At 56.5% G+C, this 12,754-nt stretch carries 11 protein-coding genes and 1 tRNA gene; 5 read left to right on the top strand and 7 right to left on the bottom strand.

Annotated features, from left to right (window positions below; translation table 11 throughout):
- A partial coding sequence (locus tag AC2FJ5_RS06955; RefSeq protein WP_496792875.1) for a transposase occupies positions 1-736 on the bottom strand: 736 nt, incomplete at its 3' end.
- 1,176 nt (positions 737-1,912) lie between these two features.
- Between AC2FJ5_RS06955 and AC2FJ5_RS06950 the strand changes: the two genes are divergently transcribed.
- The 5 genes from AC2FJ5_RS06950 to AC2FJ5_RS06930 all read left to right on the top strand — a co-directional run bounded on the left by AC2FJ5_RS06950 (position 1,913) and on the right by AC2FJ5_RS06930 (position 6,076).
- A complete protein-coding gene (locus AC2FJ5_RS06950; protein ID WP_496792873.1) occupies positions 1,913-2,332 on the top strand; it encodes a BRO-N domain-containing protein in 420 nt (139 codons plus the stop codon).
- Positions 2,333-2,410: 78 nt separating this feature from the next.
- Positions 2,411-2,674 carry a hypothetical protein gene (locus AC2FJ5_RS06945; protein WP_496792872.1) on the top strand — a complete coding sequence of 88 codons (264 nt, stop codon included), beginning with the start codon at positions 2,411-2,413 and terminating at the stop codon, positions 2,672-2,674.
- Between the two features lie 504 nt (positions 2,675-3,178).
- A complete protein-coding gene (locus AC2FJ5_RS06940) occupies positions 3,179-3,883 on the top strand; it encodes a hypothetical protein (RefSeq protein ID WP_282021682.1) in 705 nt (234 codons plus the stop codon).
- A 674-nt stretch (positions 3,884-4,557) separates the two neighbouring features.
- Positions 4,558-5,034 (top strand): P27 family phage terminase small subunit, encoded by a 477-nt coding sequence (locus AC2FJ5_RS06935; RefSeq protein ID WP_496792871.1) that lies wholly within the window; start codon positions 4,558-4,560, stop codon positions 5,032-5,034.
- A gap of 952 nt (positions 5,035-5,986) precedes the next feature.
- Positions 5,987-6,076, top strand: a tRNA-Ser gene (locus AC2FJ5_RS06930).
- 386 nt (positions 6,077-6,462) lie between these two features.
- Here the strand turns inward: AC2FJ5_RS06930 and AC2FJ5_RS06925 are convergent.
- The 6 genes from AC2FJ5_RS06925 to nosZ are packed head-to-tail and all read right to left on the bottom strand — an operon-like array spanning position 6,463 to position 12,742.
- Positions 6,463-7,365 carry an FAD:protein FMN transferase gene (locus AC2FJ5_RS06925; protein ID WP_496792870.1) on the bottom strand — a complete coding sequence of 301 codons (903 nt, stop codon included), beginning with the start codon at positions 7,363-7,365 and terminating at the stop codon, positions 6,463-6,465.
- Positions 7,362-7,877, bottom strand: coding sequence for a nitrous oxide reductase accessory protein NosL (locus AC2FJ5_RS06920; RefSeq protein WP_142635212.1), 516 nt, complete (start codon positions 7,875-7,877; stop codon positions 7,362-7,364). The genes AC2FJ5_RS06925 and AC2FJ5_RS06920 overlap by 4 nt, the downstream gene beginning before the upstream one ends.
- On the bottom strand, positions 7,874-8,695 hold the full coding sequence (locus AC2FJ5_RS06915; protein WP_271948643.1) for an ABC transporter permease: 822 nt from the start codon (positions 8,693-8,695) through the stop codon (positions 7,874-7,876). Before AC2FJ5_RS06915 ends, AC2FJ5_RS06920 begins: the two co-directional genes overlap by 4 nt.
- Positions 8,692-9,585, bottom strand: coding sequence for an ABC transporter ATP-binding protein (locus AC2FJ5_RS06910; RefSeq protein ID WP_496792869.1), 894 nt, complete (start codon positions 9,583-9,585; stop codon positions 8,692-8,694). The genes AC2FJ5_RS06915 and AC2FJ5_RS06910 overlap by 4 nt, the downstream gene beginning before the upstream one ends.
- A complete protein-coding gene (locus tag AC2FJ5_RS06905) occupies positions 9,575-10,831 on the bottom strand; it encodes a nitrous oxide reductase family maturation protein NosD (protein ID WP_496792867.1) in 1,257 nt (418 codons plus the stop codon). Before AC2FJ5_RS06905 ends, AC2FJ5_RS06910 begins: the two co-directional genes overlap by 11 nt.
- A gap of 3 nt (positions 10,832-10,834) precedes the next feature.
- Positions 10,835-12,742 carry a TAT-dependent nitrous-oxide reductase gene (gene nosZ, locus AC2FJ5_RS06900; RefSeq protein ID WP_281972625.1) on the bottom strand — a complete coding sequence of 636 codons (1,908 nt, stop codon included), beginning with the start codon at positions 12,740-12,742 and terminating at the stop codon, positions 10,835-10,837.
- Positions 12,743-12,754: the final 12 nt, after the last annotated feature.

The raw sequence follows: 12,754 nt of genomic DNA, 5'->3' as shown, positions 1-12,754 counted from the left end.
GGATGGATCTGGTCGCTTCGACATCCGCGATCACGCTGTGATCTGTATCGATGAGGTAGTTATCGGAATACGCAAAGAATGCTGGCGCCTTGTGCGCCGCTGTCCATTGGCTAGCTGGGTCCGAATATGAAATGAACTTAGGCTTGACCGGCGATGCAGCACCAAACGCAGCCTCATCCAGAGTTTCCAGATATTCCCGAACAGCACGCGGTGCGGTCTTGGCATCGATCCGTGCAGCATCCCATTCTTCCTGTGATGCTGAATATTGCTTGGTCGCCTCCGCCTCAATCAAGCTGGCATCAATCGCCATACGCTGGCCGCTGACCAAACCTTCTGCAATGCACCGTGCCACTGTCGTTTCGAACACGTGCCGCAAGAGTTCACTCTCACGGAACCGACCATGGCGGTTCTTGGAAAAGGTCGAGTGATCCGGCACTCGATCAGTCAGATCGAGGCGACAAAACCAACGATATGCAAGGTTCAAGTGCACTTCCTCGCACAACCGCCGTTCCGACCGGATGCCAAAGCAATACCCCACAAGCAGCATGCGGATCAGCAACTCGGGATCGACGGAAGGGCGACCTGTATGGCTGTAAAAATCCGCCAAATGACTGCGGATACTATCCAGGTCAACAAATCGGTCAATCGACCGCAGCAGGTGATCTTGGGGAACGTGGTCCTCTAACGAGAACTCATAGAACAGTGCGGCCTGAGCTTCCTGTCTTGGTCCCATCATCATCCAATCTCCCTTTCAATAGGAGAATTGAATCAGCAGGATGGCATTCGATCAAGACAGAGTTTTTCAACAGAATATGGCATGATCATCGCAATAATACAGTATCTGGTGGGGTCATGACTAGTGAAGTTGCTATGTGCTCAAGTGTCTAATTTTCTGATTGGTTCTTTTGGAGAAGCAGTTCCGTTAGCTGATCAGTTGTCAATTCATCTAACGCACAATGCAGTTCCAGCCTGCCAGGAGTGACTGATCCAGAAACATGCAGGATCCCGATCGGAATCCGGAGTACATCACAGACACGCAATAGGTTTGTGTAGCTGATGGACCCATCACCGTTTACAAACGTTCCTAGCGTGTTGACGCCGAGTCCAGCTTTTTGGCCTACTTCTGCGGCCGACGTTCTTTTTAAAGCGAATGCAACGCGTAGGTTTTGCCGGACGATGTCCAGTCTAGGTTCATATTTTTTCACTGGATCACTTGGTTTTGTTAAAGGCGCTCAAGTTGGGCAGGGTATCACATTCGTTGTGAATACGGGAAGTCGTGAATGACCTTCGGCTGGGAGAGATGGCGACACCTTGGGAATATTGCTGCACCTAATCAAAAAAAATTAAATTTGAGATTCCTTTAGTCAACGCCGATGCGAAGCAAAATTTCTTGCCTTGCTAAAGTCAGTGGACTAACATTTTTTTGCGTCGTCAAAGAAACGTCGCCGGGATTGAGACCCCGTTTACTCGTAGGTGCCTAAAGCCGCACCGTTTGTTGCGGCTTTCTTTATGGTCAGGCGTTCAGGGCCGCTTTGTCGCGGGCCGCTTCCTACGAGCGGTAGTCTCAACTTTGTTCGTCTGGCCGCCAAGGGTTGTGCCTTTTGCGGTCGGTTGGGAATGCTGACTTTAGGAGATTGCATATGTGCTGCACAACAAAACCGATCGATTCAACAGAGACTTTAACCGAATTGCTTTCAAACGCCCATTCTCAGGCGCGCGCTATACATCATCTGGCTATGAATGACGGTAATCTTCCTCTTTCTAACCTACTTAATATGATCGAAGGAATGTCGTGCCTATTGGAGCGTGCTCTTTCTGAGGCCCACGAACGATCTGGCGATTTGTGGTTGGATATCATGAAAATTCAGCCAGACGTTCAGTCCAAAATACTTGAATTTCAGGTAAATCCATCATGAGAGGGCTCGCTAACTTCGCCTTCGAGGGTCGCCTGTTTCGGGTGGTTGAACGGGATGGAGAGCCGTGGTTCATTGCGGCGGACGTGTGTCGAGCTTTGGGTATTCAGAATATTGCTCAAGCAATTGGACGGCTGGATGAAGATGAAAGGGGGGTATGTTCAACATACACCCCTGGCGGAAATCAGGAGGTCTCTACCGTTTCCGAATCCGGTCTCTTTTGTTTGCTCTTGAGAAGTCGAGATGCTGTGAGCCCAGGCACTCAGCCGCATTGCTTCCGAAAATGGGTCACGGGAGAGGTGCTGCCAGCAATCCGCCAATCGGGCCAATATAGCCCGGCTGCGCTGCGCCATACACCTGTGCATTCGGACACACTCCATCAGGCGCTTGAGATTTGTCGCGAGATCCGATTGACTTAGGGCCGCGCTGCTGCCCGCAGTTTCTGGATCAATAGCGGTTTGTTAGATCTTCATAACCCTGAAGCTAGTCCCGATGACATGTCCGACACCGCTTTATTGTTGTTTTTGAAAGATAAATGCGAAATCACAGGATCGCATGGGGATTTTACGCGGTCACGTGAGTTATTGGCGGCGCTATTTTCCTATATAGAGGCGCGTGATCTTCCACGCATCGGGCTGCGCACTGCTTCGAACGCTTTGCGTGCTATGTCCGCCACCTATCGAGAGCCAGGCACCGGGGCACGGTTCTGGCACCACAAGCGGTCAGATACGGGGTATTGCGGTGTCAATCTGCGCCAATGATGCAATTTCCGGGGAGGGGTGCCGACGTGCCTCGCAAGGGAGCGGGGCGGCGGCCTGATCGTGGCCGGGCCGAGGCCACGCCCCCTGCTCCCCGCACCCCTCTGCAAAAAATAGTCAGCGTTGGGATTATCTCGATCCCTGTTCGGGACCGAGATAGGGATTTATTTTGCGATACTTTCGAGAGAATTATCTCAAGGTTTCAATCTGTTGCGCGATATCAGGGACCGGAGGGACTGAAATCCAGAACTTCTTTTGCTTTTGCACAGGGTAGGGGGTGCGGCCCGATCCGCCCTCGCGCGTAATGTGAGGTTCTTGGTCCCTGTAATCCCTAACTTGCGCTAGACTGTTTGTTTTCAATCACTTAGCGTTTCATGTCAGTCCCTCTCTAGTCCCTGATTGTTCCCTGAATGGGAGTAAGTCAGTCGCTAGCGGGGAATATCTCACTGTAGAAATAACAATATATTGTGATATTCTCTTGTCCGGTAACGACATGAGGGATTTGAGATGCACCATACAACCTATTCAACCCCGGCCTCTTTGGTTGCGGCGCTTAATCTTGATCTGATTGCTGTTGCGGCCGAGCGGCGTCAAGCTGTCGGCAAAGGTGATGGCGAGCGGCCGTCTCCGAGCATCGCCTCTGATCCTGTGGCTTTGGTCGAGATAAATGACTGGATGCCGGGAGCGCTGGAGGTGATGATTGAGCTGGGGCAGAAAACGGCCAAGCGTCGAGCGCCTGCCTTCCTGTCGCGGTTCAATCCCAATGACGGCCGCTATCTGGTGGCGATGGCCTATCTCGGCGCGGTCGAGCGGATCGGCAGCTTGAAGAGCGTGACGCTCTCCGCCGAGGCCGAGGTCTCGGGCGGGTCTGGCGTTGTCAGTGACGGCGGCGTGACGTCGCGCGTCCAGGACGTGACCCTTGTGCGGTTGGTGCATGGTGTTGCGAACCGATGGAAATGGGATCTTGCGCGCCGGTCGTTTGTCCGATCAAAGCCTCATGTTGTTCTGTTGCCCCGTCGCGGCAATGAGCGGGATCCGATCACCGCCGTCGCGTTGCTCAACGCGATCCTGATCGAGGGGCTTTCGATGGCCGAGATCCTGCGTCGGTTTGGGTGGTCGGTGCAGTCAAAGCACCGGGACCAACTCACCGAATCCGCCGAGCAAATGCTTCAGCGGATCGGCGACAAGCTCGGCTATTCAGCGCGGCTCTGATCGAGTTAGGACCGCTTTGTCGCGAAAAGTTTGACAGATCGGACCTCTCTCACGTACCGGATTCGGCATGGTCGAAATGACCCGGCCGGGCGGCTCTTGTCTCAGCTCCTTCATCTTGGTCATCCGCCCGGCCACCTTTCCCAAAAGTTTCAGCGATTGCGAGGCCGGAACACGGCGAAAGATCCTCGGCCATGGCGGCGGCTTTACAAGACCGCCTCTTAGTTGCGTCTCGCAAGGGCGCAGAAAGAGCGCGAGCCGCTTTGTGCAACCTGCCAGATGCTTGACAGGACGAATGATGGAAGCCTCAAGGGTGATGGCACCCCTCAGACGGACCCGCGTCGCCGCAATCTGGTTGCGGATCATAAGATCCCCCATCGTGGAGACGAGCCTTGTTCTATGATCCTGACAATCTGCAATCGCTCTGCCCTGATCATCATGATCGGGATAAGCAGATCGAGGAGATTAAAGGTTACTCGGAGCGGCGCGGTGCGAATGGCTGGCCTATAGATCCATGGCACCCGGCCAACCAATAGAGGTTATGCCTCCGTCCTGAAAATTTTTCAGGGGGGGGGGAGGGTGAAAAACAAAAGGCTCAACGCTTGGGACCGGAGAGGGAGCCTTTCTGTGTAACACACGGGAATTGAATAGAGTTCTCCACACTGAGAGGTGATTTGATGAAAGGCCGTAAGCCCGAAGGGGGCGGCGCTGTCGTTCCCATGCGGGAGGATGGTGTTGACCAATTCAATCTTGATGAGCGCGGGCGCGAGCGGATGCTTTCGCTTGAGCCTGAGGATCTAAACCCTGCTCACCGCGAGATCTATCGCCGCCTTGCGCTGCCTTTGTGCCACCCGAGCCGGGATCGGTTGAATGAGGCAAATATTTTTATGTTTCACCAGCTCGTGCGGGCGGTTGCGCGGCACGAAAAACTTTTGATCGCTATCGAGGATAGTGAAACCTACACCACAAAAACCCGGGATGGCATACAGGAAAAAGCAAAGCCCGAAGTTGCCCAGGTCAATGAAACCTTTCGTCAGATCCGCACTTTAGCCGGTGAGTACGGCATGACGCCGCAAACCGAGCGCAGCCTGACAGGCGGCGGTCAGATGGGCTTTAACTTCCCGGATCCAGCAGCGGAGAACTATTTCACATGAGCGACGCGACGCGGATCCCTCCGCAAGAGGATCCGGTCACGGCATGGGCGCAGGAAGTGGTAGCCGGTGAGGTGGTGGCAGGTCCTAAAATCCGCGCCGTCGCCGCTCGACATCCGCGCAACCTCGATTAGGGACCAGCGCGAGGTCTGGTCTGGCATCTGAATGCGGCGCATCACGCGATCGGGTTCTTTCCGAAGATGTGCTTTCTAAACAGTGCACGTTTGAGAGGCGGCCGTTCAGGTTGCTTCCGTTTCTGGCGTTCTGTGTAGGTGCACTGTTCGGCTGAAAATGTTCCGAGGATCATCTGGATCCCGAAAAGTGGGACCGCCGTCGCGTTCGTTGCAGCTATGACCAGGACGGTCAAGTCACGGCAACAGCCCAGCTAGCGGCCCTATTCTGACCGAGGGTTATCTCGCCTGGGAGGGCAAGACCGCCAAGCAGATGCGGGCAAGCGCTAGGATTGCACACCTACATTTCTGCAGTAGGCGCAATCAGTCTTGGGGGCAATAAAGCACCAGACTTGGATTGATGCGCAAAGCGATGGTGCTCCCATCGAACTGACACGCAGCGCCCTTTGTTATCAGATGTTGGTGTAGATCATCTCGGATCAAGTGAAAGATCGGGATGTGTCCCTGGAATCACTATGCTGGAGTTGGTCCTCGAAGGCTGCGCTTTTTCAATGCGGAAGATGAGGAGGGAAGGGCGTCGCGACATCACGGGTCCAGATCTCCGGAGGATCTGGCGGCGACGCTCCGCAAGGTCTTTTTCGTGTGATCCCCGGGCGGAACGGGTAGGGAACGCTTGCACCAGTTTTGCACCAAAGTGTGGTGCAAGTGCTCTAAACGTCACAGAATATCAATGAATTTCACAGAATTTTGTGACATTAGGTTTTTATACTTTTTTACTCAAAAACCCTTGTATTTCTTGGCGCTTATCGAATACACCGGCCAGCGGAGACGTGGCCGAGTGGTCGAAGGCGCTCCCCTGCTAAGGGAGTAGGCCCGGAAGGGTCTCGAGGGTTCGAATCCCTTCGTCTCCGCCACCAAATCTTCATATGATGTTTTTGTGATGGCTTACACGTTTTGAAGGCTTTACCCGCCACATCCACCAAGAAATAACGTGATCGGAAGGTCGGGTGTTCCGTTTCCAGCACTCAATGACCCGGCCCTTCGAAATCCTCGCGGGACGCGGTAGGTTCGAAGCTTGCTCTCGTGATCGACCATTGGTGCCTGGATTGTTAGCAAATCCGCTTATACCACCGAAACCGGTACCGTTGGTGTTGCAAGAGCCGGCACTACCGGGGTGTTTCTGAATTCGGATGACTGTTCGGTATGAGGCTGCTGGCGCTCGAAAGGTTGACCGCCGGTAAAGTTGATTCAGCGGACAGGTCCTATTTGCCGATTTGACTGCCTTGGAACAGACTGCGGATTATCCGCTCAACTCCAAACTGGCCAATGGAAAACTCTGCAGAATTCTACCGGTCCATTCCTTTGGGGCGGCGCAAAGAGCTGTGGACAGACCGTCAGCTAAGGCTGCATTGGGTGCGGAAACGGAAACAGTGTGGTTGCTTGGGCTTGGGCCGAATGGGTTCAGGATATGGCCGTGGTCGCCAGGCAAGAGCGTGCCTGCAACCGAAGATGTGGCTACTGAGCGTTCTCGCAAAGTGATCTTCTTGAGGACTGTATTATTGTGACCCGCAAGGCCGACCCGCCAGTCTTGCCCGTCACCTCGCTGACCCATTGCCGCGATTTCTCCCATGTTAACCAGAACATCGCGTAAGCCAAAGGACCGTAACAGCGCCGCAATGCGATCGGTGATTGCGCCTTGTGCGATACCGTTCAATGTCAAGGCTGAGACACCGGGCTCCGGCAGCTGGATAGCATCAGGGTCATATCGGACTCGGTGCCAGCCGACAGTTTCTTGGGCGGCAGTCAATTCAGATGCGCTGGTGCGCGCGGCCATCGCCCTCCAGACGGGTTGTATTGTGGGGTCAAAAGCCCCGCCTGATGCACTGTGAAGGGTCGAACACAGGCTCAGTACATTCAACAGCTCGGGGGCCGGTTGCTGCAGCAATCCGCTTCGGTTCAGCTCTGAAATCTGTGATCGCGATCGGTACAGACTAAAGATATCTTCCAGCCGGTTCAGTTCAGCCTCGATTGATGACAGCAGGGGCGCCGCCTCTGCCTCAGAAAGGCCAACAAGGTCAAGGCTGGCCCTGGCCCCCAGCGCGATGCCACGCCAATGCGCGACTGGTGCGCCAGATGCGACCGCCGGTAGCGCGGCGCATGCCGCAGACATGATCAGAAAACGACGTCGGGACAAACGGCTCATGCTGGTGTCTCCAGTTTCAGGTCCAGATCGACGGGTCCAAGCACTTCGGCGTCGGGTATGTCAGTCAGGGGCAAAGCGGACCCTCCGTACAGGATGATGAAGCTGTCCGCATCAGTCGGGTCGGCAAAGGGCACGACCTCGCGCGCGCCCATGCCGCCGGCGACATTGGCCCCGACGACGAAAGTCGCACCTTCGGCATTGATCCAGTTGGATTGACCTGGTTGATGCCAACTTGGGGCGGTTCCCATATCGCTGACATAGATTGCAACAATGGCTGCCTCGCGTTCGGGGCTTTTGAGATAGGCAACCATGTCGCGAACCTGTGCAAAAAACAGTGGTGTGGGATAGCCGTCGAGGTGAATCTGCCCTTTTGGACCGCCATGTTCAGCAATATTCATCTGGCAAAAAAAGCTGAGTGCGTCTGGCGTCAAATCGACCGGGTCAGGCGCGGCAATCTGTTCTTCCTTACAGGCAGTCAGGGCGAGTAGAGCAATCAGGAAAAGACGCTTCATGGCTCGACCCTTCGGAACGCGAGCCGGGCAAGTGCAAGGCCTAGCAGGGGCCAGATCAGCAAAGACAACGGGGCGGCCCAGACGGGCAGAGCCTGCGCAGCGCCGGTCATGCCGGATGCCATCGCGACGCCCTCGGTCGCGGCGATATTCCACAGACGGAAAGCGTCGGCCGGGTTGGCCACCATCACCCATGGAAAGACGGATTGAGTGAAGGTGCCGCCCTTGTCCATGACGACGGCCCCCAACAGGCCCAGATCATAGAGGACGACAAAAACCAGCCAGAGCCCGGCCGACAGACCTGCTGCCGCCGTGGCCCCCTTTGCCAGGGCGGACAGCAAGTATCCCAGTGCGAGAAACACGGCGCCCAGCACGATCGAAGTGAGGATAAGACGGACCAGAGCCAACAGGCTTTCTGGACCGGCACCACCGAACCATGCTGCCACCGCGCCAGCCGTGCCAAAGCCGATGGTCATCGCAAAGGCAAGCGCCGACAAATGGGCGGTGAATTTTCCCAACAGGATTTCTCCGCGCCCGGCGGGATAGGACAAGAGCAGCGATAAGCTGCCCCGGTCCACATCGCCTGCGATGGCGTCAAAGGCAATCATCAGTGCCAGTAGGGGGGCAAGATAGACCGACAGCGTCGTCATCGAGGCAACCGAGACAGTCAGCATATCAACGCCAAGCGTGCCTGTGGGTGCACTGCCTGCAAAGGTAAGTGCCAGCGCGAATAACACCATGATCAGTGTGGCCATCAACAGCCAGCGGTTGCGGCGCAGGATCAACATTTCAGTGCGGGTGATGGCGAGGAAGCGGGTCATGGCCTCTTCTCCTGTGCATAGTAGCGATAGAGATCTTCCAGCTTGGGAGGTGTCATTTCCACATCTGCCACCGCATCGCCCAATCCGGCGATCCGGCGCAGGGCCTCCATCTTGTCGTCGACGGTGCAGAGCAACTCAACGGACACGCCATTGATCCGGCTGCCGCCCAGTTTGGCGGCCAAGGCGTCAGGGTTAGAGCTGGCGCGCACCTTCAGGCGGATTGGCAGACCCGCCAGCGCCGAAAGGTTGTTTAACGTGTCATCGGCCACCATCCGGCCCCCGCGCATGATTGCGATCCGGTCTGTGCGGGCCTCGACCTCAGTCAGGGCATGCGATGCGATCAGGACGGCGGTGCCTTTTGCGGCCAGTTCGTCAATGATGGCGTACAGATCCTGCCGAGAAATCGGGTCCAGTCCGCTTGTCGGCTCGTCCAGCAATGCCACTTTCGGCTGGCCCAGCAGCACTTGCGCCAATCCCAGACGTTGCCGCATCCCCTTGGAGTAGGTCCCGATCCGTCGGTCCAGTGCGTCGCTGAGGCCGACGCGATCCAGCAAACCGGGCACATCGGCCTTGGACCCCGAGAGCTGCGCGAAAAGAGTCAGCTGTTCCCGGCCCGTAAGCGCCGGGTGGAAGGACACCGCCTCGGGCAAGTACGCCGTATCCCGCCGCGCCTGCGCGCTGCCGGGTGTGGCGTCTCCGATCCGAATGGCTCCGCCCTCAATCGGGATCAGGCCAAGGATGGATTTGATCAGGGTCGATTTGCCGGCGCCGTTATGGCCCAGTAGCGCCACGCGCTGACCAGGGGCAAGAGACAGGGTGATGTCGTCAAGAACGCGGGTTTTGCCTCGGTCCTTACAGACGTTGTTTATCGTCAGGGCCTTATCCGTCATGAGGCACCTTTTTCATAGCTGGGGGTTCAGGGGCTTGCATCAATGGGTTGCTGTCCATCACACCCCCCGGCAACAGCGCCGGGAAGGCCGATTGTGACCAGCGCACCAGTTGCACGGCGGGGGAGCCGAGCAGCAGTTTGGCTGCGGGTTGGGTCCACAGCACATGGTCCATCGAGTCATTGGGGCGATAAGGGGCATCAGCGACGCCGTTGCCATCCACATCATAGGCGGCGAAATCGGACCAGTAATTGCCGCGCCCATCTTCAGACCACTCGACCCACTTGGTCGAAACGTATTTCACCTGAGTCCGGTTTCCGACAAAGGCGTTGCCGACGATATGGTTACGTTCTGACCCAGCAGTGAAGTGAATGCCGATGCCGCAACCCTCGAACCAGTTGTCGGTGAATTCGTTCTTGTTCGAGTTATACAGGAAGGTGCATTTCTCCTTTGCACCCTTAACGACGTTCCCGGAAATCACGCTCTTGTTGGCGTAGTTCAGCATCACACCATGTTCGCGATCATCAATCGACACATTGCCGGTGATTTTGACATTGGTCGTGAACATCACCGCATAGCCCAGATCATTGCCGATCGAGACGTTATCGCTGACCACCGAGTCGTCGGCATACATGTAGTGCACCGCGAACCGCAGGTCGCGGAACAGGTTTCCAGTAAAGGTGTTCTTCTTGGACGAGTTCACAAAGATCCCATCGCGCCCGTACCGGATATCATTGTCTTCGACCCGCGCACCCGGTGCGTTCCAGACATAGACGCCGTTGCCGCGGTCATTGATCCGCTTGTCCTGACGCCCTTCGATCCGGTTGCCGCGCACGACGCTGTCCTTGGCGCCGTGGATGTCGATGCCATAGAGATTGCCCAGCAACACATTGCCTTCGATCACCGGCGCATGGGCCGTTTTGACCAGCTGAATGCCACTGTCGATCCCATCATGGCTCGAGCCCGAACCAATCACGGTCAGACCGCGCACGGTCACGCCCGGTCCGGTCACGGTGATGACGCTACCGACGCCTTGTCCGTCAATGGTGGCCTGCCCCAGCCCATCAATTGTGACGGGCCGGTCCAGAACCAGTGTTTCCGAATAAACGCCGGGGCTCAGGCGAAGGGTGTCTCCATCCGCCGCCTGCGCCAGTGTTTCATTGATGGCCCCCGCCCGGTTGGGCACATCCCAATCCGCCGCCCAAAGGGGCGAGCCGAGCAGGAGCGGTATGAGCAGTGGCCAACGCATGGGTTATGCTCCCTGCGGCTCGACCAGCATCCGGCCGCGCATTTCCATGTGCAGCGCGTGGCAGAACCACTGGCAATAGAACCAGTGCACGCCCGGACGGTCAGCGGTGAAGGTGACCGAAGCGGTCGCCATCGGCGCAACTTCCATCGCGATGCCGTAGTTGCCAAGACAGAAGCCGTGGGTCACATCGTCCACGTCATCCAGGTTGGTGATGTAGACTGTTACCTCATCACCCTGTTTGACGGTGAACTTCTCAAGGCTGAAGGTTGGGGCCTGCGAGGTCATATAGACCCGCACCTTGTTGCCGTCCCGGATCGGTTCCTCGGCACCATCTTCCAGATCGATGCCATCGGCCTCAGCCTGTTTGCGGGCGTCCTCCCAGGTGATGTCGTTACGGTCCCAGACGTTGACCGGGTTGACGATGTCAGCGCGCACCATGATCGAGTCATGCGGCTCCGCAAAGGTCGGTCCGTCGTGAACCACCTTCATCTCGTTGGTTGAGATATCGATCAGCTGCTCGTTTTCAGGCTTAAGTGGACCCGTGTTCAAGAACCTGTCTTTCGAGAACTTGTTCATCGAAATCAGCCACTTGCCATCAGCCTCCTTGGTTTCACCCATGGTGGTCGAGTTATGGCCCGGCTGATAATGCACATCGACCTTCGAGATGATCGGGTCAACATCGGCGCCGCCGTAAGCCTCGATTGCCTTGTCGAGGTTCCACTTCACGATCTGACTGTCCAGGAATAGCGTGGTGAACGCGTTGCCCTGGCCGTCATAAGCAGTGTGAAGCGGGCCAAGACCCAGCTGCGGCTCACCCACGATACAGGACCGCGGATCGGCATCGCTTTCGAACAGGGCGTCCAGTTTGGTGACGTCCATGATCGATACGGTCGGAGACAGCTTACCGTTGATGCAGACATGCTTGCCGTCGGGCGCGGTGTTGATGCCGTGCGGCGAGTTCGGGATCGGGATGTAGCGGGTGTATTTCTTGTTTTGACCCTTACGACCGTCCAGAACCTTGACGCCTTTCAGCTCCTGATAGTCACCTGCTTCGATACCTGCTTCGATTTCGGCGAGGTTGAAGACAACAACATGGTCCATCTCGTTCTCGGTCATCTCGGCCAGGTTCATACCCATTTCCGAGTTGTACGAGGTCGAATAGGCGTACTTACCCTGATAGTCGCAGTCGGTGTTGTCGAGGTTACCCGACACGATCACCTGCCATGCCACTTCCATGGTGTCGCCGTCCAGCGCGGTGAAGATGTTCACGTATTGCGACGGATCGTCCAGCACAGTGCCGTCATTGACCAATGGAGTTTCATCTTCGCCATTGGCAAAGACATAACCAGTGCGCGGGAATTTCTGCGGACGCAGACCATGGATCGCCTTGGCGTTCGGGATTTCGGTGATCTTGTCGCATTTCATCACGTCGCAGCGTACGCGAGCAACGCGCGTGTTGGCCTTGTCGTTCATGAACAGGTAACGGCCATCGTAGGTGCCGTCGGTGAACGACATATGCGGGTGGTGCAGGTCACCGTTATCGTAGGTTTTCATGCCGCGCTTGGCGAGGAATTCCTTGGTTTCCGGCAGCAGGCCATCGGTCATGATCTTCAGCGATTCATTGGTCTGACCCCAACCGGTGGCCGAACAGCGGTTGAACACCGGCACCCGCATCAGCTCGCGCATGGACGGGAAGCCCAGAATGCGCAGCTCACCGGTCTGACCCGAGGACCAGAAGCCGTAGTATTCGTCCAACTCACCAGGTTCGAGATTGGCATTGGCCGCGGCGCTGGCCTGTTTAGCGGTCATCAGGGTTGATCCCAGACCGGTTCCGGCCAGCACGGCGCCAGTGGCGGTCGCCCCTAGCATACCGCGGCGTGTGACGGTTAGTTTGTTGTCATGTTCCGACATGATCGTTCCTCC

The organism is Ruegeria sp. CDSA221 (assembly GCF_059611825.1).
Note: the sequence above shows the minus strand (reverse complement) of the source record. Positions and strands in the feature narration are given on the sequence as shown.